Genomic DNA, 22647 nt, shown 5'->3' with positions numbered 1-22647 from the left:
AGCGTATAATCGTGTGACCAGTTCTTAGGCGCTTATATTTTAAGATTAAGCTGACAGTTAATTGCTTTTAGCGAGTTTTAACAAAAGCTATTTAGCTTTGCCTGTAACTCATTTATTAATGCGTGAAGCTGGTTTTTACTTCCTAAGCTCAACTAGCCTTATTTTTAACTTACAAAGGAATGGCACGTGCCAGTTAAAGTTTCTTATTTTTTAATGGTTCTTATATGGTCGACCACACCGCTGGGTATTGTGTGGAGTAGTGAAAGTGTTTCGCCCTCATTAGCGGTGCTAATGCGTATGCTGGTGGGGCTATTTATGGGGGCGCTTGTCGTAGCCGTCACTAATGTAAGAGTGCCATGGAATAAGTCGGCGTGTTTACTGTATTCTTACTCAAGTATTGGTATTTTTGGTGGCATGCTATTGAGTTATATGGCGGCTAAAACAGTGCCTTCTGGCATTATTTCACTCATGTTTGGGTTGGCTCCTATTTTATCGGGGTTGCTTGCTCAGCAGCTATTAAATGAGCCTAAATTTAGCCCAATAAAGCTCATTGCTTTAGCAAGCGCTTTAGTTGGCCTTTATTTTGTAAGCTACAACCAAGTACAAAATTCACAAACTCAGGGACTCGGGCTTGTATATGTATTTATGGCTGTGTGTTTTTTTAGCTTAAGCGGTGTCATGATAAAGCGAGTAAAAATTGCAATTCACCCTATGGCCACAACATTTGGTGCACTCGTGTTTGTAACGCCACTATTTTTTATTGCGTGGTGGTTGCTTGATGGTGAGCTTAATATACAAAACTGGAATGTAAGGTCGCTTTGGGCAGTTGGTTATTTAGGACTATTTGGTTCGTTAATAGGGGCATTAGCGTATTTTCATGTTTTACAAAATTTAAATGCAAGTACCGTTGCGTTAACCACACTTATTACACCAAGTTTTGCAATTGGGCTAGGTGCGTGGCTTAACAACGAGCCACTGAGTATAGAGCTAATAATTGGCGCGGTTATCATTGTTATTAGTTTAGGCTTTTTTCAATTTGGCGATAAATACTTAAAAGCAAAGCATTAGCACGAGTGCGCGTTGAACTTTGAGGCTAGAAATTTGTTCAATCTAGGAGCGATCAAATTACAGCGTAAGATTTGTAACCTGGTGGGCTGAGTATACGCTCCTACATTTTAGCTATTTGAATTACCAAACGGCGGTTTTTATCGCGACCTAAAATATTATCGTTGGTGTCTACAAAGCGTTTTTCACCAAACCCCGTTGTTTTAACTTTATTTTCATCTACCCCTAGGCTAACCATGTAGTCTTTTATTGCTTTAGCGCGTTTACGCGATAGGTCTAAATTGTTCCAACGACCGCCGTAGCTGTCGGTATAAGAATCGATACTAATTGATTCGATGGTTGAATCGTTTTTTAAATATTCAGCAATTTTGTCAAGGCGTTGCTGAGATGATTTAGTGAGCTTACTGCTGTTAGATTGATAGTTCATTACTGTAAACGAAATATCTTCAAAGCTGTAAGGTAGTAGTTCGTCACGACATTGTAAAAACGCCCAATAAGCTTGCTTAAAATTAACGCTTGAAATACCAACGGCAATTTTATCGGCACTATTTTGCCAGTCTTGATAGTAAAAAGTGGGGTAAAATCCTTTTTCAAGCTCAGTGAGCATTTCCCAAGCTGTTTGATTGCCTAGCTCGCCATCAAACTTTTTTAGTAGTTTCATATTGGCAATATCTCGGGCTGGTAGCCCAGAACGCCATGAAGGCGGAACTGCTTTAAGTCCAGCAATAGAGTAGTTATCTGGGCGCACAACCATATCTAAATTAAAAGTTAGGTTTTTATTTTTGCTGGCAGTGGCTTTAAAAATAGCTTCCCCGTAGTAAGGAACCTCATGATTTAATTGGCACTGTAAGCGTGTTGTTCTAACGACTTCCCAGCTTGAACTGTCTTGATTAGCAGAGTAATTACGCATAGCTGCAGTTGCACTTGTGCTTAATAGCACAGAGCTAATACTGGCGCTCATCAATAATAATTTAAACTTCATAAAACTCTCCGTAACCCTACACGCCAAAAATTTGGCATTGTTCAGTACTACTTTATTAAAGTGCAACGTACACTTTGCTAACGTCATTATAAAGCAAGTTATATGCCTATTATTATAGGCGTAAATAATAGTTAATGCCTCTAGCCGAAAGCCCTATACTTTTGACATAATAGAAGGCTTATACCTACAAACCAAGAAGACTATGGCAAATACTGAGCAAACTCTTTTCGCAAAACGCTTTCGTGGCTTTTTTCCTGTTGTTATTGATGTTGAAACCGCAGGTTTTAATAAAGAAACAGATGCATTACTTGAAATTGCAGTCTCTGTCTTAAAAATGGATGACAATGGCTTGTTGAGCATAGATCAAACAGTGCATTTTCATGTTGAGCCGTTTGAAGGTGCTAATATTGAGCAAGCGGCAATCGAATTTAACGGAATTGATCCATTTTCACCGTTAAGAGGAGCTGTAAAAGAAGAGGATGCCATTAAAGAGATTTGTAAGGTAGTGCGCAAAGCGCAAAAGGCAGCCGGATGTCAACGTTCTGTTATTGTGGCGCATAACGCAGCCTTTGATCACGGATTTTTAAATGCAGCAATTGAACGCAATAGTATAAAACGCACCCCATTTCATCCATTTGTAAGTTTTGATACAACAACGTTAGCAGGGCTTGCATTAGGTCAAACAGTATTAGCTAAAGCGTGTCGTGCGGCTGGAATTGAATTTGATAACAGTCAAGCCCACTCAGCACTTTACGACACAGAACGCACCGCTGAATTATACTGTTTAATCGTTAACCGTTGGCAAGAGCTAGGCGGTTGGCCGCTTGCACCACTCGATGATAGCGACGAAGATGAAGCAGCCAATGAACCTAAAATGACTGAGTAATTTTACCCTCAGATAGTTTTACGAAGTGGGGGGGGTAAATGCGCGAAAACTGTTTTGTTTCTTTTGCTATTTTAACCTCCACACCAGGGTGCATTAATTCGTTCACTTTTACGCGGCTAGAAGCTAATAGTTGGGCTATTTTTCTTTTTACGAGTGCTTTTTGCTGCTTAACATTTCGAGCGCGAGCATTCACTTGCTTTTCGCTAGCACTGATTTTATCTGTAAATTGTTTACGCTGAGCAGGGTTCGTGATTTTTTCTGCTTTAGTTCGCGCATTTTTTAAATCCACTAATTTAGTGCTTAATACTTTTTCAAAGTCGTTAATTTGGCTCTGCTTATCACGCAGTTCAAACCAGTTTTGAGCTAAAAATACACGCGTTTTAGTACCGGCTGGTGCACCTAGTTCGCCAGTTTCGATACGCATAGCATCAAATATATTACCACCTATAATTTTTCCACGAGGCTTATCTGCTTTGCCAACACGAATCAAACGTTTAGCCGTTAAATCACAATGCAATACTTGACGTTCAATAAACAGGTTTTGGTCGGTTTTAATATTACAGTATTGGGCATAACCTATAGAAATTGTGCGCTTAGCTGAAATGCTACATGTAAATGCTTCTTCGTTTTCACGGTTACGGCCTATAGCCCCTAGCACAATTGTAACTGCACTTTGGCTTTCAACAATGGCCGATTCAACAAAGCCTAAAACAGTAATATCACCTTTTGCCTTTACTCGCATACCGTCTTTTATGTCACCGCTGATAATTACACTGCCATCAAAATCAACATGACCGGTGCTCACATCGACATTATCGAAACATAAAACGTCGTCAACGCGCATCCCGCGTGGTAGCGCAACAGGTACGCCTTTGCAGTCTGCTATTAGTAAATTGGGGTTTGTTGGGTCTATTTTTGTCCCTTCAAAAGGTTGCAGCTCAAGCTCTTTACCAGGCGTTGCAGGAATGATATCGCCAAACACGGTATAGCCGTCTTCACCCATTGTGGCAGCAATACGTTGCATAAGAGGTGTGCCTGGTTTAACAGTAATAATGGCACCAAGATCTTTCATATCTACTTTGCCACCGGCAGTAGCTTGAGGGCTTAAAATACGATCTTGTGCTGTTGAACAAAGGCGAACAAATTTAGCATCGCTTCCTTCTTTTGGATTACGACCATGCGCAACAATAGCGCTGTAAGTTGACCCAGAAGCTTGTTCAAATTGTTGACCCAAAAAGCTATCAAGTGCGCGAGGACTAATCCCTTTTTTTACACCCGCTTTGTTCAACGCCTCTTGTGCATCTTCTATTGAAAGCAGTGCACCACCTTTGGCGGTTGTTATTGTTGCTTCTGCAACCATGTTTTTTTCATCAATATTAATTACAATAGATGCATCCACTGCTTTTGCGACAACTAAAGACACTTCTTTGTGGTTATTTGTAGGCGCAAAAAGTTTTCCGATATTGGCTGAAATGATCTCATATTCACCAAACTCAGATTGCTCAAACATTTCAATTAGTTGAGTGCTTGTGACCGGAAAACCACTATCAACAGGATGCTTAGTTAAAGACACACATCCTGTACTTTTATCTAATGAAAAAACCGACATTTTTAATTCCCTACTTCTTATGCCTGTTATTATTCTTAACTTTTACAGTTACAACTAAACCTTTAGCACTAGTTTGCTAATCCCTCATTTGAACACAGGTTAACCATATTGTTAAGTAAATGTTTACTGTATCTAGTACATTATTGTTAATTTGTTCATTAAATGCGCAGTTAACATAGGTGAATTAAATAAAGCGTCATTAAGCCTTGAGTATCATCACTTTACTCAGTTATACTGCCTGCACGCTCTGAATGAGTTTACTAATTCAGGGGCTGATTAGGATTCGACGGAATTCAAGAAGCCCAAGGTGCATGTCGAGGTGCGGTTTGCCTCGTAAAAAAGCCGCAATCTAAAGTAATCGCAAACGACGATAACTACTCTCTAGCAGCTTAGGCTGGCTAGCGCTCCTTCCATGTATTCTTGTGGACTGGATTCTGGAGTGTCACCCTAACACCTGATCGCGATGGAAACCCTGGCCGGGGTTGAAGCGTTAAAACTAAGCGGCCTCGCCTTTACTTACCGTGTTTGTCCGGGATTTAAAGGTTAATTAAATGACAATACTAAACATGTAGTACCGACGGTCGAGGCTTTTCGGACGGGGGTTCAAATCCCCCCAGCTCCACCAATAATGGTTTTTAAATTCGTTTGTTTAAAAACCCTAAAAAACCCGCAACTTGAGTAATCAGGCTGCGGGTTTTTTTATGTAATGAATAAAAAATACTAGGTTTCTCTAATTGTACGTAGCTTCATTTTTATCACAATGATCATTAATAGAAGTAGTGATAAAACACTAATTGATAGCGTTAAATTAAGCACAACGTTGTTAGGTTCATTAACTTTAGGAAGAGAGTTGCTGTTTTGTTGCTGCCTAATATAACGCTGGCTGATCCAGTCTACGGCGTTGATCCATTGAACTTTGTTTGGGTCGGCATTACTAAGTGTGCTCATTACATGCGCGTCGTTATTTAAGTTTTTTGCTAAATTAATGAGTTGCAGCCAAAATACATTTTTTTCACCTAATTCGTCTATTTCTTGCAGGCGTAGGTTTAATTTTTCTCCTCCCATTTTTTCTACATTAGGCTGTTTTACATTTTCAGCATAACTATTAATTAATAGGGCAAACCGATTGAATTGCTCACTACCTTGGTTTTGCGATGCATTATTATCGGTATTAATATTGCTTTGTTGATTGTTAATTGCGTTTTGGTCAGTTATGTATTGTTTGTAATCTTGATAGGTTAAGTTAACTAAAGTGTTACTGTGCGATTCATTCACAATGTTTGAAAGTAAATTACAGCTAATGGTAAGGCCTGTAATTGTCACAACTAACAGGGCTATATAACAAAAATAGAGCAGGCTTTTTAGTGACGCGCGCTGTAGCTTTACTTTGTCGTTTTTGTAACGCGTAATCATATCCCTTACAGAAATTACTTTTTTTTGCAGTAGTATACGTTTTGAATCGGACGTTTTATGTGTTTTTGCATTATCGTAATTTGTTGGTGTTTTTAACGCTAAAGGATACTGTTTTTCAGTTAAAGAAGTAGATTGATGCAGTTCAACTCGTGTTATTAAGCCCATTTTTTTAAGTGACGATTCGGCTTTAACAGCTTCAATACTCGTTAGATCTTTTTTCAATGCGTAGGGTTTACCGTCAAATAATTTGATGGCAATAGCGTGGGGAATATTTAAAAAATGACTTAGTTCTTTTTGTACCAATGGAATATTGGCATGCTGGTGTAATTGGCCATTAAAAATAATTTTAAATGTAGCGCTCACATTAATTCCCTTATTAACATCCCAGAAAGAAGCTTTGTTTTTATTTTAGATACATAACATAAATTTAACAGATTGGAGCACGGTTATCTATAATCCTCACTAATGATTTTTCATTAATAATTTAATGTGCTTAAAATTAGTACAGTGAAGTGTGTTCATAAGGAGAAAATTTGCAAAGTAGGGAAGGAAACGTAGATTATTTTACATTTAACTATTAAAGCGGCACTCACTTAGACCTTGTCTTGGGGAGATATCGTCTGGTTTACTGAATCTCATAGTGACTACTTTGGGTTTACCGTTTTTGCGAAGTAATGAGGTAATTGTTTGTTGCATGCAAATGGGTGCCTTAGTGCCTATTCCTTTTTTAGATCCATTAGGCTCAGTATTACGCCCTTGTTTTAATGTTTGCTGTTTAATTTACTTGGTAATCGATGAAAGTGCTGCCCCACTAACGCTCAGGTTAATGGAGCGCTTAAATTATTTAACCGCAGATTTTATTGCTGTATCACCATCAAATAACTCAAAAATACGATTTTTTTCAAATGAGTTAGTTGCAATATGCAGTAGTGCATTGGCTACATTTTCACGACTGATTTTGGCTTTGTCTTGATCGTCAGGGCGCTGTTTTGTCACTTCCATTGAGGCTGTTTCATCAGTAAGCGTACCAGGGCGAACAATGGTGTAATTTAAGCCGCTATTGGTTAAGTATTCGTCGGCCATGTGTTTAGCAACTAAGTAAGGTTTTAAATCGCTTTCTATTGCGTCCGGGTTGTCTGCACCGATTGAGCTGACCATGATAAAGTGTTTAGCATTATCTTTTGCATAATTTACTGCTTTAACAGCAGCCCATAAGTCAATCAATAATGTTTTATCATCCCCAGTACTGCCACCAGAACCCGCTGCAAAAATTACTTGGTCGCAACCTTTGACAGCTTCACTAAAATCACCTTCTAAGTCCTGATCTACAATATTTAAAAACGGGCTTTCTAAATCACTTAGTTTAGTTTTATCACGAACAAGGGCAGTAACATTTTGTTCGTTCTTAAGTAATAACTCCGTTGTCATTTTACCAATTTGACCACTAGCGCCAATAATTAAGGTCTTACTCATAATTAACTCCTTTCACTTGTTAGTAAATGTGTTTGCTTACAAACAGACCTTGGGCTCAAAAATTGTTTTTAAAGGGTAAAAAGAGATATTAATTGGTTAATTTTAAAAAATGTTTAATTTAAAATGAGCACCTTAACTGAGTATGAAAATGAGTGACTATATTGGTGTTTTTTATAATGTTTATTCGATCATTATACTCATTTCGGTCACATAGTTACGGTGGTATAAGCTAATACGCACTTTACGAGTTTGGTAGTTGTAATGAAGGGTACGGTAATTTTCATTGCCGGTTACGCTTAATGGCTCACCTAACTGTTGCTGATAAAAGTCTGTAATGGACGAAATAGATTGCGTTAAATACCCTGTTTTTACAAGTGGGTATTCATCTGTTACTTCCATTGTTGTAACAAACTCATCAGGCAGGGCAATGTTAATAACATTTATGCTAAGTGCCTTAAATGAGGTAAACAGTAACAGCGATAGTACAATTAATTTTTTCATTGTGGCTCTATAAGTTCCTTTTATTAAGAATAGTTTACCTAAATTAGGGGCTTTGTCATTTATATTTTATTGCGAATTAAATCTCTTACAATAAAACGAGCAGGATGTATTGCTTGGTTCACTCGCTCGCTGAGTGGGCGTGGCTCGTTTGCTAAGCAGCTAATAAAGTGTTCGGCACACAGTGGTGCGCTGCATAAAGCGCGAGCTCCAAAACCTGTGAAAATATGCAGTCCTTGTTGAGGGTTAGCCAGAGGCAAGTATTGGTAACGTTTCCCCAGCCTTAGATTTGCAAATGCGTTAGTATAATCGCTTTGTTCACACCATTGCCCAGCCATTGGCAGGTGATCGATGAATGTGCATCGGACAGCGGCTTTTGCTGAGTTTACTTTACCTAACGTTGTGGCAAAGTCGCTATGTTCGTAAAAGTTGATGAGTTGATCACGGTTGGTTTGGTTATCTTCATCTGAAACATGACGGCTTTTACTGTTTTTATCAAACGTAGCACCCATACAGTGGTGGTCTAAATAAGCTGGCGTAAAGTAGCCTTTATGGCAAAGCACCGTCTTAAGCTTTTGAGATTCAGGGCTTGCTTGCACATGCGACACTTGCCCGCGTACACCTACAATAGGAAGTGCTTTTGTTTGCTCAAATGCGTCGCTGTGCTCACCAGCGCAAATAATAACATCGCTAAATGGGCCAAACTTTTGGTGATTGCTTGTTAAAAACCAGCCGTTTTCTGTTTTTTTTAGGTTTGTGATATTGCAATTAAAATGGCTGTTGTGAGGCGCTAGTTTATTGGCTGCGGCTAGCATTGCATTAACGAGTTGTGGTGGATTAACCCAACCCCCTTGTTCAAAAAACACACCGGGGTAACCAGTTTGAACGCCGGCTATTTCATCGCCTTGCTCTGCGGTTACGTTTTGCATAAGTTGCTTTGGCCAAAGTTGCTTTTGAGCTAGGTTTTTGTGTTTATCAGCCAGCGGTTTTTTTACTGCATGTTGCAAAACACCACACCATTGATGATCAAAACTAAAGCCTTCATCCAGCAGTTGTTGGTAAACACGCTTTGCGTATAAAAAACTATGAGCAAAAAGTTCACTATGTGGCGAGTTTTTAGCTTGTAAGTGAGGATACACCGCGCCTTGCACATTATGAGACGCGCCCATAGCGGGACGTGGGTCTTGGCAAAATAATTCAGCTGCAATACCACGTTTAGCAAGGCTATATAAAATACAACTACTTGCTATACCGCCACCAATAATAGCAATTTTTTCGAGTTTGCTCGCATTTTGATTAAAGTAAGGCGGCGCAGATTGCGCTGTATTTGCATCATTTATTTGGCCAATTAGCATGTCTCTTTTTTTGCCAAAGCCTTTACTTTTGATTGTATTAAACCCGGCTTCTATTAAGCCACGGCGAACAAAACCTGCGGCGGTAAATGTAGCGAGTGTTGCTTTTGCTTTTGAAATGTTAGCCATGCCATTAAATAAGCTTTGTTGCCACATTTCAGGATTTTTACTTGGGGCAAAGCCATCCAGATACCACGCATCAACAATACCTGTTTGTGGGTAGCTCATTGTATTAATAGACGCCAGCGCATCACCAAAATGTAAATCGAGCACAACACGCCCGCTGTCAAACTCAAGGCGATGGCATCCTTGTAAGTTGATAGGGTAACTGTTAACGAGTTTTTTGCTTAATTTTTGTAATGTAGGCCATGCTTGAAGTGCTCGGCTTAAATCGTCGACTTTTAACGGATATTTTTCAAACGAAATAAAGTGAAGGCGTTTAACACCTTTATCTAATTGATTTTGTGATTGTTGACGTGCAATATGATCGTTAAAGTGTTGCCATGTATTTAAGAAATTCAGCCCTGTGCCAAACCCTGTTTCTGCTATTACAAAATGGGATTGGTCATGAGTTTGTAATCGAGTGTCTATATTATTTTGCTCATAAAACACATAATGCGATTCAGCAAGGCCGTCGTCATTCGAAAAATAAATATCACCAAAGTCATCAGCAAACGGTGTACCTAAATCGTTAAAGTGTATATGTGCGTTTTTGATCATAATTAACAAATTTATAGAATATATTTTTCATTATTTTACGGGTTTTCTTTGTAATAGTCTGGCGTTATTTATAAGCTAGCAGTTCAGAGTACAAGTGTACGCTAGAAAGCTGACCACTTAAGTGATTAAATTCGCGTAAAATAAAACGCAATTAAGTATTAAGCTAAGGGAATCACCCATGAGAAGAGCCGTAATTACCGGTATCGGTGTTGTATCAAGCATTGGTAACAACAAAGAAGAAGTTTTAGAGTCATTAAAAACAGGTAAAAGTGGTATCGCTTTCAACCAAGAGTTTGCCGACTATAACTTACGCAGTAACGTATCGGGTAAAATTGACATAAATGTTAAAGATCACGTTGACCGTAAAGCAATGCGTTTTATGGGCGATGCAGCTGCGTACTCTTACATTTCTATGACGCAAGCAATTGAAGACTCTGGATTATCAGAAGACCAAGTGTCAAACGAGCGCACGGGTATTATTGTTGGCTCTGGTGGTGGTTCATCTAAATGGCAAGTTGAAGCTGCTGATATTTTACGTGAAAAAGGCGTAAAACGCGTAGGGCCTTATATGGTTCCACGTACTATGGCCAGTACAACATCAGCATGTTTAGCGACCCCTTTTAAAATAAAAGGCGTTAATTATTCAATTAGCTCTGCGTGTGCTACGTCGGCGCATTGTATTGGTAATGCGGTTGAACAAATTCAACTGGGTAAGCAAGACGTTGTGTTTGCTGGTGGCGGTGAAGAACTTCACTGGACGCTTGCAATGGAATTTGACGCAATGGGTGCACTGTCGACTAAATACAACGAAACGCCAGAAAAAGCATCGCGCACCTATGATGCTAACCGCGATGGGTTTGTTATTTCTGGCGGTGGTGGCATTGTGGTTGTGGAAGAGCTTGAGCATGCATTAGCACGTGGCGCACATATTTACGCTGAAATAGTAGGGTATGGTGCTACATCTGATGGTTACGATATGGTTGCACCTTCGGGCGAGGGTGCTGCACGTTGTATGCGCCAAGCAATGCAAAATGTAGACAGCATTGATTACCTTAATACGCATGGTACATCAACACCGGTGGGTGATGTCAAAGAGCTTGGTGCAATTCAAGATGTATTTGGTGGTAACTCGCCAATGATCAGTGCAACAAAAGCAATGACTGGTCATGCATTAGGGGCTGCAGGTGTGCATGAAGCCATTTTCTCTTTGCTAATGCTTGAGCATGGCTTTGTAGCGCCATCTATTAATGTTGATGAATTAGACGAGCAAGCTGAAGGTTTAGATATTGTGACGGAACGCAAAGACGTAGCGCTTAATACAGTAATGTCTAACAGCTTTGGTTTTGGTGGTACAAACGCCACTCTGGTAATGAGCAAATATAAAGCTTAATTACTCACAGTTGTTTTGTACGATACAAAAAAGGTAAGCCGTAATGGCTTACCTTTTTTTATTACAAGGTTTATTATCCCTTATTATGTTCTTCACGAGCTTGCTCAATTTCATCAGCAATTTCTTGCGCTTTTTGCTTCGTTTTTTCTGTTAATTCACCTGCGGCTTCTTTACTTTTTATCCATGCATCAATAGCAATTTCTTTACCATCGTCGTACATGTCTAAGCCCATTGCTTTACTTTCTTGCAGCAGTTCATTTAGTGACTCATCATTTTTAAGATCGTTTGTTGTTTCTTTTACTTCATTCCATGCATCACCCAATTGCTCTTGCATTTGAGCGGTTTTTTCTTTTGTTTCTTCTTTTACTTCTTTTGCATCTTCACAACCCGTTAAAGTTATTAAAGTGCCTAATAATGCTAAACCTGCTAATTTGTTCATGTGTTATCTCCTCAAGAGATTAATAATTGATTTAAAGGAACTATACACTAATGAAAATGAACGCCCCCGTAACAAAACGGTTAAAATTTAAATTAATGGACGAGCATGATTGGCATAAATTGTATGAACTTGATCAAGACCCTGTAGTTATGCAATTTTTAACACGCGGGGTTCCTACCTCAAAAGAGCAAATTAAAGAGGAAGGTATACCGCGTATGCTTGCTTATCGAAATGAGCAAACAGGGTGGGGGCTTTGGTCAATAACAATTAAAGACACGAATATGTTTATTGGCTGGATTCTACTGAGGCCTATGGATTTTTTTAGTGATTCACCAAACTTTAGTGATATTGAAATTGGTTGGCGCTTTAAACAAGCTAGTTGGGGACATGGATACGCTACTGAAGCCGCTAAGGCACTGTGTGGAGAGTTAGCAAAACAACCTAGTGTAAAAAAAATTAGCGCCAGTGCTCTGGCTGATAATGTCGGTTCTATAAAAGTAATGGAAAAGCTTGGACTGTTGTTTATTAAAACCTACACACATACCGATGAACAGGGTGAGCTACCTGCTGTTCTTTATTCTAAGCGTTTAAGGTAAGACTAAAATCTGAATACGCAACGATTGACCTAGCCATTAAAGCTATGCATAAATAAGCGTGAGGTTATGCTGTTAGTTATTTTTAAGATGTTTACTTTTTAATTAATTTTTCAATAACACCAATATTAAAACAATAATTTAAGGATGCTGTATGGGCTTATTTTTCTCGCCAAGCAAGTTAGTGATAACTAGCGTAGTTATGCTGCAATTTAGTGCATTTAATGTAGCGGCTAAGCAGGTTGTGCAAAGTGCTGTCGCTATGCCTGACTCGTTCAGTGCAGATGCGGCTAAAAACATATTAGAGCAAGGTGGTAACGCAGTAGATGCAGCTATAGCAGCACAATTTGTACTAGCTGTGACGCTTCCCGAAGCGGGTAACATTGGTGGTGGCGGTTTTATGCTCATCCAAAAAGATGGCAAAAGTGATTTTATTGATTACCGAGAAACTGCCCCAAGTGCTGCTCATCGTGATATGTATTTAGATGAACAAGGTAATGTGATCCCCAATAAATCAATTTATGGCATCCACGCAAGCGGTGTACCCGGGAGTGTTGCGGGTATGTGGTTAGCACATAAAAAACATGGCACGGTTGACTGGGAAACGCTAGTGCAACCCGCAGTTACTTTGGCTGAGAAGGGGTTTGTTGTGCCACCAAAGCTAGCGCAAGGAGCTAGTAATTATATCAGCTATTTAAACGAGCAAAAAATAAACGTTAACTTCGAAAAGTATTTTGCTGGTTTAAAAGCTAATGAAATATTTAAGCAACCCGAACTAGCAAAAACCTTAATGCGAATTCGTGATAATGGCCAAGCAGGATTTTATGAAGGCGAAACAGCTAATATTATTGAAAAGTTCATGCGCCAGCATGGGGGAATCATAACTAAGGCTGATTTAAAAAATTATACGGCTAAATCACGCACACCATTAAAAGCACGTTGGAACAGCTATGAAGTACTTACTTCGCCGCCGCCTAGTTCTGGTGGCATTGCAATTTTACAATGGCTTAAAATGTATGAGCTAAAAAAACCAGTTAACGACATAGCTCATAACTCAACACCCTACGTACATTTACTTTCTGAAATAGGTAAACGTGTGTTTGCCGACCGAGCGGAGTATTTAGGTGATCCTGACTTTTTTAATGTGCCGGTAAATGCATTAGTTGATGAACCGTATTTGCAAACACGTAGCAGCGGTATTTCGTTGGCAGCCATTACTACAACCGAAACAATAAAGCCTGGGTTAAAAGAAAGCGAACAAACCACACATTTTTCTATTATTGATAAAATGGGTAATGCTGTTGCAAATACTACGACCATAAACTTAGGGTTTGGCAGCGGTGTAGTGGTTGACGGCGCTGGCTTTATTTTAAATGATGAAATGGATGACTTTAGTGCTAAACCTGGTGTTATGAATGTGTTTGGTGCTATTGGCGGCAAAGCCAATGAAATACAGCCACACAAACGTATGCTTAGCTCTATGACGCCTACTATTTTATTAAAAGACAACACGGTACAAATGGTTACAGGCTCACCCGGAGGTACAACTATTATTAGCTCGGTTTATCAGTCAATTTTAAATGCTATTGAGTTTGATATGAGTGCAGAGCAAGTCGTTAATTCACCTCGCTTTCATCATCAGCTTTGGCCTAAAAACGTTGTACGTGCTCATGTAGGGTTGAATGATGAAGTAAAACTAGAACTTAAAAAAATGGGTTACACTATTGACGAGCGCCACTTTGGTGACTTGCATGTAATTATCAATAAAAACGGGCAATTAGACGCTGCGTCTGAAAGTTCAGGAAGAGGTAAATCAATCGTTTTTTAATAGATAAAAGGTAGATACAAAAAACCGCTTAGCATGGACTAAGCGGTTTTTTTATTTACTGGGGTTTAAAGCCAACGAATTGCGTTAGTTACTCGCTCGTTATAAGTATCAAGCGGTGCACCTACACTGGCTACTAAAATAGTATCGGCTTGGGTGCCGCGATTAATTTGCCCTTCAAATCGTTCGTCTTGGAAATGGTCGTTACCCAAACCAAACGATTTATTTTCAGACGGAACAATAAATACCGTCATTGGCCCAAAGTCCGATTCAAAAATTAAGTGTAAGCCTCTTTCACCTTTAAAATCACAAAACATAGCGTAAGTTATATCACCTGGTAGTTCGTCTATGTGGCCACCTAATACAGCCAGCTTATCATTCACACTTTGCAGGCTAATAGGAGATTTTTTATCAAGCGCATTTATTTCGTAGTAAACATGTGCGAGTGCATGTTCGCCTGCTTCGTGACCAATATGTTGCTCTGAGCTAAAAAAGAACGCACTCACAGCTACCATAAATGATGCGGCTAAAGCAAGGTGCACACGATCAAACTTAAACCGAGATTTGGCATCAACCACATTCCTACCAGCAGCTTGTTCTTCCTGCAACGCCTTTTCTTTTAACGAGGTATTTAAAATAATACGGTCGGCTAAATTATCAGGTACAGGTATATCGAGTGCATCTTGGATATGCTTATCAAAATCTTTCATTTCATTAATAAAATTCTGTCGTTCAGGATTGCTTTGGGCAAACTCCTGAAGTTCTTTGTCAATATCGTTTGGCTGCGCAATAGTGCGGCGACGAAACTCAAGTTCATCCATTACTTTGATGCCCCTTTAAGTTGTTCATCATCACGGCTTAAAGCCTCTTTAAGTTGGTTTCTGGCACGGTATAGACGCGTCATAACCGTGTTTTTATTTAAATCGAGAATGTCGGCAATTTCCTCGCCAGTACACCCCATTACAACTTGTAGCAATAGTGGCTCTCTGTATTCATCAGATAATAATCCAATTTGTCGTTGAATAACGGTTTGCTCCATTTCATCATCAAGCGAATGGCTGGTTTCATCAACCAACGTGTCGTTTTCTACATCGCTGTAGTCAAACTGTTTGCGTTCAAATCGGCGCGCATTCTCTCGTCGCAAAATAGTAAGTAACCATGGTTTTGCGGCTTTTTGATCAAGTAATGAGTCAAGTGAGCGCCAAGCACGCAAGAATGTCTCTTGTACTAAATCATCTGCTATGTGCGGGTCACGGCATAACCAATAAGCAAAGCGATAAAGCTCCTTATTGTAAACGTGGACCAAGGCTTCATAACGTTTTTGTTTCTCTGCCATATCGATTAAGACCTGATTGTTTGACTTTTTATTTCCCAACATAAGCACTTTTTACTACTTTATTTTTATTTAATTAAAAAAGACTCATCTTTAACTTCACTTTAGTTATAAAGGTCTTTTAATACAGTTGGTTGTAATTTTAATGACTGAGTTTGCTCGCTCTCTAGTATTTTTATAATAGCACCGAGATCGCTATTTGTAGCCTTATTACCATACAGTTGTGCTTGTAATTGAATAATTGCATTGTTTAGCTGCGGGTTATTTATACTTTGGCATAACTTATCAATTGCCCCAGTCTCTTCGTGAGTGACTTGCATTGCATAATGAGTAAGCTCGTTATAAAACCCTTTAATATCGCCAGTTTTATGTACTTTTATCAACTTTTTTAAGCTGGGTTGATTAAGTGAAGTAGGTGACGGCTGCACATTTTCAACTGTATTAATATTAGAACGGTTAAACCAATAAAAAATTACAGTAATGATCCATAAAACATAACCCAGTATTGCAACCCCAATAAGCCACAACGGAGATTGGTTTATAACGGTTGCTGTCTGTGCCAAAGGTTTACCAGCACTATTACTTTCGGTATTAGCTTCATCCAAAGGTAAGTCGTTCATATTTTGTGGTGCATTAATTGGTGTGTTAACACTGCTGCTACTTGGAATAACAGTAATTGTTCGCTCTGCAATGGTGGCATAACTAATACGGTTTATTTTTGTATTAAACCACGGCAATTTTATTTCGGGTAATGTATATGTTCCAGGTTTTTGTGGAAGTAATGCGTAAGATGCGGTTTGTTGCGATACTACACGCCCATTACGAACAGCGTTGTTGTTTTCTTTTTGATCCGGGTAACTACGAATTCCCTCGATGGTAGGCATTGTTATATCAGGAAGTTGCTCTTTAGTTACCCCTAAAGCCGTGAGTGTAATTGTGCGTGTTATGGGAGTGCCTACTTCTACGGTGCTATCGTTAGGTTGCCATTCTTCATCTAGGTTCACCAGTTCGCTGGGTAGCCAAGCCCCTTTGTAGTCACTTGGAATAGGTTTAATTTCTATTTCTAGATCGTCGCCAAGTGCAGATACTTCTAACTGACGATAATTTTGCTGAACTCGGCCCTGAAATACCGGAGCTGCAATAGTATAAGCACCACTTTTTTGGGGCTGAATTAAATACTCTCGGGTAATAACGAGGTATCGTTTTCCGTCGACTAATTCATAACTTTCTGTTTGTTTACCTAATTGGGTTAGCTGTGCATCTTCCATGCTGGGTGTACTTAAACTGCCATCAAGTAGCTCTTTAGCTAAGTACAGTTTTAACGTGTAAACGCCTGCTTCTTGGACGTATAGCGAGCTGCTAGAAAGTGATGTTTTTACAAAAATATCGTTATTTTTGTCTGCGTTTACAGCCCGTTTGGCGACAGTTAAATCAATGGGTTGAGAGCTAAGCCCAGCAACACTAAACGAGGGGATTGTATACTGCCCCTCAGTGCGGGTCATTAACTTAACGCTCCAAGTGGTTTGTTTATTAATGCTGCCGTTTATGATGTTTGTGCGGGTACTTAAACTTGTGGGGCCGACTACAAAGTCTTTTAACAATACAGATGTATCGGGTTGTTCACCATTAACGGTATCGTTTACTGAAATGTTAAGCATAAAAAACTCACCCGCTAATACTGGGTTTTTATCTACGCTTGCTTCGAGTTTTGTCGCTGCGAATGACGGCATCGCGCATAGTAGCAATAAACAGCAAAATAATCGCATTACCATGATTTTTCTACTCCTGTAGGGCGGCGTTGATATTGTCTTTTTTGGGCTTCGAGTTGCATTTTATTCCGTAATAAAATGGCCGGATCGTCCGGTACTTTTCTGAGTAATTGATTAAGCTGCTGCGCTTTTTCTTTTTCTTCGTTTGTCAGTTCACTTGCTTGGGCTTGCATAGCCTGTTGTTGCGCTTTTTGCTTTTGCTCATCGCTGACTGGTTGCTCGCTCATTGCCTGCGGTTTTGGCTGGTCAGACTGTTCAGCATTATTACTTTCGCTTTGCTTATTTTGTGGCTGTGCTTGCATATCAGGTTTATTTTGCTCTTGAGATTGCTCACCTGTTTGACCTTGCTGATCTTCAGAGGGCTCTGACTCCTGCTCAGATTTTTCGTTTGCATCGCTTTGGCTTTGTTTGTCACCTTTTTGAGAGTTGTTTTGGTCGTTATTTTGTTGCTCTTGCTCTTGCTCAGATTGATCGCTATTTGGTTGTTGGTTTTGATCGCCTTTTTGCTGATTTTCTCGGTCTTGGGATTCATCACCACTTTGTTCCTGTTGATTCTGTTGTTTTTGTTGATTTAACAACTGCTCAACTAAGGCCTGATTATCTGCGGCTTGGCTAAAATCACTTCGTAGCGTTTGAGCTTGTTTATAGGCGTTTATGGCTTCTTCTAGTTGGCCAGCTTTGGCAAGTGCATTGCCGTAGTTGTAATAACCTGTGGCTGACTTATCCTGGCTAAATGCATCCAGTGCAGCATCAAAGTTGCCTTGCTTGTATAACGCTGCGCCTTTTAGTTGGTTTGATTGCGCATTAGCGGCTTTGTCGTATTCTTCATTGTTGTATGCGGTGAGTGCACGTTGGTCTGTATTTTTTAATATCGTAGGGAGCTCAAATGCATAAGCGTTTTGCTGCGGTAAAAAGGCAAGCAATAAAACTCCCCCTAAAAAGGCAGAGCGCCTAAATAAATACAAACCAAATGGTAATAAAAGTAAAAGCCCGTAAATACCCGCATCAATACGCCATAGCGCATGGCTTTGCGTCTCATCTTTAATTAATTCACTGTTAGCCATTGGCGAAAACGTATTTATGTCGCTATTACTTGGTTGATAGCGCGCAAATTTACCACCGCTGCGGGTGGCCAAACTTTTTAGTTGTGAAATATTCATAGTAGGGATGACAATTTGACCGTATCTATCTTTTAAAAAACCGCCTTCAGGTAATTTAATAGGTGCACCTTGCTCAGAACCTACCCCATAAATATTGAGTCTAAACGTTGTGTTACTTATAAAGCGTGTGACATCCGTTTGTTCTTCTTGTTCTATGCCGTCGGTTATTAAAATAATATCGCCATCAATATAGCCTGCTTGAGTTAATAGCTCTTTTGCCATATCAAGGCCTGCTAGTACGTTAGAGCCTTTGTCGGGCATTATGTCAGGGCTCAGGCTGGGTATTAAATTACTGAGTGTTGTGGCGTCGTTGGTTAGCGGCGATATAGTATAGGCCGTGCCCGCATATGCGACTAAGGCGGTGTCGCCTTCTTTAAATAGCTCAATCATATCAAGAGATTTATAGCGTGCTTGTGTTAAACGGTTTGGCGAAATATCAGTGCTGTACATTGAATACGACATGTCAATTACAATGACACGTGCACTTTTACTTTGAAAAACAGGCACGTGTTTTTTTTCAAAGCTGGGGCCTGCACTAAATAAAACCCCTAAAGTGCAAAATACAGCTACAAGCCAAAGCGGTTGGCTGGTTTTGGTGTCCGTATCAGTCATAACAAATTGCGCTAAATGAGGGGCAATTAATTGATCGCTTGTGGTTTTTTTGTGCTTAATTAACGCCACAAAAAACAGTCCAATTGCCGGTATAAGTAGCCATAAAACGGCAGGTCGAATAAATTCAAAATCCATCAATTTGGCTCCTTTAATGCGCGCAGTGTATTTAGCATTACATTTAGACTAATTAAAAAAATAGCGATGAGTAATGGGTAATAAAATAATGAGCTTTGCGGGCGAAAGGTTTTTTCATCTGCACTAATGGGTTCAAGTTTATCAAGCTCAGCGTAAATCTGTTTGAGTCCCGCAACATCTTTTGCTCTAAAATAAAGCCCCCCGGTATCGTCGGCGATATTCTTCAGTAGGCGCTCATCCAAATTACTCCCGCCTGAGCCGCCCATATTAAATAGGCTAAATCCACGTGGGTTATCAGAGCCAACACCTATGGTATACACTTTAATACCTTCTTCGCGCGCTAGAAGTAGAGCGTCGTCAGGGTTTAGGTTACCTGCAGTATTTTGCCCGTCGGTTAATAGCACGACGATTCGGTTGCTGTCTTCTTTACTTGCAAAACGTTTAACCGATAAACCAAGTGCATCGCCAATAGCTGTAGCGCGGCCCACTAGCCCTATTTGTGCTTCGTTAAGCATTTTGGTTACCGTTTTTAAATCGCGTGTCAGAGGGGTTTGTAAAAAAGCGGTATCGCCAAATAAAATAAGTCCGAGCCTATCGCCAGTCCGCTGTTCTATAAAATCGCTCAGTACGGCTTTTACCATGGTTAAGCGATCAACGTATTGACCATTGTAAGCCATATCTTGTTCGGTCATTGATCCAGATAAATCCACCGCAAGCATGATATCTCGCCCTTCATTTGGTAATAAAATTGGCTCATCTAGCCATGTTGGGTTTGCTGCTGCGCTGACAAGTAATAGCCAAAGTAGCCATTCAAATATAGATAAACGGCGTGATTGAGGTGCTGAATTTGGGTTATTTAAGGCATGCTTAGCAAAGCCCGGAATACGCAGGCGCGTATTGCTATTGCTTGCTATGGGTTTTAGTAATAAAAGCAACAAAGGTAATGGAATTAATAAAAATAGCCACGGCCAACTAAATTCAAACATGTAGTGGTTCCTTTACTTTAAAGCATTTGATTGCTTGGCTAAATTTTTTACTTAATGCTAAATCGCTGTTATCACTGCTGTATAGGCTTAAAATTTCTTGCTCGGTAAAAGTCAGCCCACTGAGTGTGTTTAGCGTTTCACACCATTGCTTTGTAGGCTGCGCGGCAAGGTGTTTACCGTAATATTCAATTACTAGGCGCTTTAAAATAATATGTAACTGCTGAGGGCTCTGCTCATTTTGACTCAATAAAACGGCATAGCGTTTTGCTTTTTTATATTGATACGCTTTATAAATTGCATAAACAGCACTCAATACCGCAATAAAAAGTAGAGCAATGATCACCCACCATGTTGGGGCAAGTGGCCACCAGTCAACGTGGTTTGGTGCTATTACATCGTGCAGGCCATCAAGAGGATTGGTTTGCATGGTTTATTTTCTCACTAGCTGCAGCTCAAGTGGGTCGGCTGCATTGAATGATATTAAATTAAGACCCGATTTAGTTAAGCGAGTAAGGCGTGTATTAAATGCATCTTCTGCATTTTTGGCAAACTGTGCCCTAAATGTATTATCCATGAGCGGTAAGGCAAAGTTTTGTCCGTTCGCATTAACCGTTACTGTGTTTTTAAAAGCGGGTAATTGATGTTCAAATGGGTCGCTAATATGGCACCCTATGAGCTCACAATGACGGCTAAGTATTTCAAGCTGTTTAAAGCTTGCGTCATCTAAGGCGCTAAAGTCAGAGACTAAATAAACTAAACTCCCAGGTTTTGCTAAATGATTAAGGCGCTTTAGGTTATCACTAAAGTTATTGCTGGCTTTAGCATCAATATTTGTAAGGGCTTGCTGATGATTTGCACATAAGTTGTGGCAAAGCTTTAATACTGCTTTTTCTCGCGCACTCGGCTTAAGTTCTAGGTGTGCATGCTGATTGAATACAATACCGCCAATTCTGTCGCCACGCTGGCACGCAGACCAAGCAACTAATGCACTAATGTGCGCAGCTTGTACTGACTTAAGCAGTAGCTTTGAGCCAAATAGCATAGAGTTTGAAAAATCGGTAAATACAAAAACTGGGCGTTCTTTTTCTTCTTGAAAAAGTTTTGTATGGGTTTCGCCTGTACGCGCTGTAACTCGCCAGTCAATTGAGCGTATATCGTCACCTTGCTGGTAATGACGTACTTCGGCAAACTCCATACCACGGCCTTTGTGCGGTGCAAGGTATTGCCCCGCTAAAGTATTTTTAATCTTTACCTTAGGGGCAAGCTCAAGCAGTTGCGCTTTGGCTTTGTAATACATCAGCTCTTTTAGTGCTAAATTAACACCGTGGCTATGGCTATGTTTAAGCAATGCCTGAGGGTCTAATTGTTTTTGCATAAATTACGGTACAGCTACCAGTTCAACAATTCGGCTAATGACCTGATCTTTAGTAATGCCATCGGCCTGTGCCTCGTAACTCAAAATAATACGGTGACGTAATACATTATGAACAACGGCTTGTATGTCATCAGGGGCTACAAAGTCACGGCCCTGTAACCACGCATGAGCACGTGCACATTTATCTAGCGCAATAGTTGCACGAGGGCTTGCGCCAAATTCAATCCAGCGGCCCAATTGCTCATCTAGTTTAGCGCCTTCTCGCGTTGCAATAATAAGTTGAACTAAATACTGCTCAAGTGGCTCGGCTAAGTACAAACCTAAAATTGCTTGGCGGGCAGCAAATAATTCGCTTTGGCTAATTTTTTGTAAAACAGCTTGCTGCTCTTTTAATGCCTCGCCTCGTGTTAGGCGTAAAATGTCTAGCTCGTGCTCGGCGCCCGGATAACCAATACTCAAATGTAATAAAAAGCGGTCAAGCTGTGCTTCAGGTAGCGGGTAGGTGCCTTCTTGCTCTAGCGGGTTTTGAGTTGCCATAACCATAAATAAGTCGCTAAGTGGGTACGTGTTTTTACCTACCGTCACTTGACGTTCAGCCATGGCTTCAAGTAAAGCTGACTGTACTTTTGCTGGGGCACGGTTAATTTCATCAGCCAAAATAAGGTTATGAAAAAGTGGGCCTTTTTCAAATACAAACTCGCTTGTTTGTTGGCGGTAAATATCAGTACCTGTAACATCCGCAGGTAATAAATCGGGTGTAAACTGTACACGTTGGAACGAACCTTCAATACCTTTTGCAAGCGCATTTACGGCGCGTGTTTTTGCAAGCCCTGGAGGGCCCTCAACTAATAAATGGCCGTCAGCTAAAATAGCAATAAGTAGTGCTTGAGTAAGCTCTGGCTGGCCAATGATTTGTGTATCTAAGTACGTTTTTAATTGTGAAAATGCGTTAGCTGCCATAATAAGTGGACTGTCCTCGTCAGCTGGGTTAGTACCTAAATGGGTTAGGTTGCAAATACTGACCTATTTATA

General features: G+C 40.0%; 20 protein-coding genes and 1 other RNA gene. 6 read left to right on the top strand and 15 right to left on the bottom strand.

The window, feature by feature from the left end; all coding sequences use genetic code 11:
• The first annotated feature begins 186 nt into the window (after positions 1–186).
• Positions 187–1068, top strand: a complete 882-nt coding sequence (locus tag CWB62_RS00740; protein ID WP_138528676.1) for a DMT family transporter — start codon at positions 187–189, stop codon at positions 1066–1068.
• 100 nt (positions 1069–1168) lie between these two features.
• Here the strand turns inward: CWB62_RS00740 and CWB62_RS00735 are convergent, their stop codons facing one another.
• Positions 1169–2047 (bottom strand): flagellar protein MotY, encoded by an 879-nt coding sequence (locus CWB62_RS00735; RefSeq protein ID WP_138528675.1) that lies wholly within the window; start codon positions 2045–2047, stop codon positions 1169–1171.
• Between the two features lie 202 nt (positions 2048–2249).
• Here CWB62_RS00735 and rnt point away from each other — a divergent pair, with 202 nt between their 5' ends.
• On the top strand, positions 2250–2933 hold the full coding sequence (gene rnt / locus CWB62_RS00730) for a ribonuclease T (RefSeq protein WP_138528673.1): 684 nt from the start codon (positions 2250–2252) through the stop codon (positions 2931–2933).
• Here rnt and CWB62_RS00725 read toward each other — a convergent pair.
• Positions 2917–4542, bottom strand: a complete 1626-nt coding sequence (locus CWB62_RS00725; protein ID WP_138528672.1) for a flagellar assembly protein A — start codon at positions 4540–4542, stop codon at positions 2917–2919. The genes rnt and CWB62_RS00725 overlap by 17 nt on opposite strands.
• A gap of 268 nt (positions 4543–4810) precedes the next feature.
• Between CWB62_RS00725 and ssrA the strand changes: the two genes are divergently transcribed.
• Positions 4811–5167, top strand: a transfer-messenger RNA (tmRNA) gene (gene ssrA / locus CWB62_RS00720).
• A gap of 95 nt (positions 5168–5262) precedes the next feature.
• On the opposite strand, the gene CWB62_RS00715 is transcribed toward ssrA, so the two are convergent.
• From CWB62_RS00715 to mnmC, 4 genes are all read right to left on the bottom strand, one after another.
• Positions 5263–6318: a hypothetical protein gene (locus CWB62_RS00715; RefSeq protein WP_138528670.1), complete on the bottom strand. Its 1056-nt coding sequence runs from the start codon at positions 6316–6318 to the stop codon at positions 5263–5265.
• Positions 6319–6795: 477 nt separating this feature from the next.
• On the bottom strand, positions 6796–7428 hold the full coding sequence (locus CWB62_RS00710; RefSeq protein WP_138528668.1) for an SDR family oxidoreductase: 633 nt from the start codon (positions 7426–7428) through the stop codon (positions 6796–6798).
• Positions 7429–7608: 180 nt separating this feature from the next.
• Positions 7609–7929 (bottom strand): hypothetical protein, encoded by a 321-nt coding sequence (locus tag CWB62_RS00705; RefSeq protein WP_138528666.1) that lies wholly within the window; start codon positions 7927–7929, stop codon positions 7609–7611.
• A 59-nt stretch (positions 7930–7988) separates the two neighbouring features.
• Positions 7989–9998: a bifunctional tRNA (5-methylaminomethyl-2-thiouridine)(34)-methyltransferase MnmC2/FAD-dependent 5-carboxymethylaminomethyl-2-thiouridine(34) oxidoreductase MnmC1 gene (gene mnmC, locus CWB62_RS00700; RefSeq protein WP_138528664.1), complete on the bottom strand. Its 2010-nt coding sequence runs from the start codon at positions 9996–9998 to the stop codon at positions 7989–7991.
• 178 nt (positions 9999–10176) lie between these two features.
• Here mnmC and fabB point away from each other — a divergent pair, with 178 nt between their 5' ends.
• The gene (gene fabB / locus CWB62_RS00695) at positions 10177–11388 is read left to right on the top strand and encodes a beta-ketoacyl-ACP synthase I (protein ID WP_058403436.1); all 1212 of its coding nucleotides are present in this window, start codon (positions 10177–10179) and stop codon (positions 11386–11388) included.
• A 73-nt stretch (positions 11389–11461) separates the two neighbouring features.
• On the opposite strand, the gene CWB62_RS00690 is transcribed toward fabB, so the two are convergent.
• Complete coding sequence (locus CWB62_RS00690) at positions 11462–11827, bottom strand: hypothetical protein (RefSeq protein ID WP_058403435.1); 366 nt, start codon at positions 11825–11827, stop codon at positions 11462–11464.
• A gap of 50 nt (positions 11828–11877) precedes the next feature.
• Here CWB62_RS00690 and CWB62_RS00685 point away from each other — a divergent pair, with 50 nt between their 5' ends.
• A complete protein-coding gene (locus CWB62_RS00685) occupies positions 11878–12423 on the top strand; it encodes a GNAT family N-acetyltransferase (RefSeq protein WP_138528662.1) in 546 nt (181 codons plus the stop codon).
• Between the two features lie 151 nt (positions 12424–12574).
• Positions 12575–14248 (top strand): gamma-glutamyltransferase, encoded by a 1674-nt coding sequence (gene ggt / locus CWB62_RS00680; protein WP_138528660.1) that lies wholly within the window; start codon positions 12575–12577, stop codon positions 14246–14248.
• A gap of 65 nt (positions 14249–14313) precedes the next feature.
• On the opposite strand, the gene CWB62_RS00675 is transcribed toward ggt, so the two are convergent.
• Genes CWB62_RS00675 through CWB62_RS00640 form a run of 8 tightly spaced genes read right to left on the bottom strand, consistent with a single transcriptional unit; the run spans position 14314 to position 22575 of the window.
• Positions 14314–15066, bottom strand: a complete 753-nt coding sequence (locus CWB62_RS00675; protein WP_058403432.1) for a DUF3379 family protein — start codon at positions 15064–15066, stop codon at positions 14314–14316.
• Positions 15066–15623, bottom strand: coding sequence for a sigma-70 family RNA polymerase sigma factor (locus tag CWB62_RS00670; protein ID WP_021032391.1), 558 nt, complete (start codon positions 15621–15623; stop codon positions 15066–15068). The genes CWB62_RS00675 and CWB62_RS00670 overlap by 1 nt, the downstream gene beginning before the upstream one ends.
• A 59-nt stretch (positions 15624–15682) precedes the next feature.
• The gene (locus CWB62_RS00665) at positions 15683–17350 is read right to left on the bottom strand and encodes a BatD family protein (RefSeq protein WP_138528658.1); all 1668 of its coding nucleotides are present in this window, start codon (positions 17348–17350) and stop codon (positions 15683–15685) included.
• Positions 17344–19254 (bottom strand): VWA domain-containing protein, encoded by a 1911-nt coding sequence (locus tag CWB62_RS00660; protein ID WP_138528656.1) that lies wholly within the window; start codon positions 19252–19254, stop codon positions 17344–17346. Before CWB62_RS00660 ends, CWB62_RS00665 begins: the two co-directional genes overlap by 7 nt.
• Positions 19254–20240, bottom strand: a complete 987-nt coding sequence (locus CWB62_RS00655; RefSeq protein ID WP_058403429.1) for a vWA domain-containing protein — start codon at positions 20238–20240, stop codon at positions 19254–19256. Before CWB62_RS00655 ends, CWB62_RS00660 begins: the two co-directional genes overlap by 1 nt.
• Positions 20233–20667, bottom strand: a complete 435-nt coding sequence (locus CWB62_RS00650) for a DUF4381 domain-containing protein (RefSeq protein ID WP_138528654.1) — start codon at positions 20665–20667, stop codon at positions 20233–20235. Before CWB62_RS00650 ends, CWB62_RS00655 begins: the two co-directional genes overlap by 8 nt.
• Positions 20668–20670: 3 nt before the next feature.
• A complete protein-coding gene (locus tag CWB62_RS00645) occupies positions 20671–21615 on the bottom strand; it encodes a DUF58 domain-containing protein (RefSeq protein ID WP_138528647.1) in 945 nt (314 codons plus the stop codon).
• Between the two features lie 3 nt (positions 21616–21618).
• Positions 21619–22575: an AAA family ATPase gene (locus CWB62_RS00640; protein ID WP_058403426.1), complete on the bottom strand. Its 957-nt coding sequence runs from the start codon at positions 22573–22575 to the stop codon at positions 21619–21621.
• Positions 22576–22647 lie beyond the last annotated feature (72 nt).

The organism is Pseudoalteromonas sp. S408 (assembly GCF_005886645.1).
In the GTDB taxonomy this organism is placed as follows: domain Bacteria; phylum Pseudomonadota; class Gammaproteobacteria; order Enterobacterales; family Alteromonadaceae; genus Pseudoalteromonas.
This window is presented reverse-complemented; position numbering and strand designations above follow the sequence as displayed.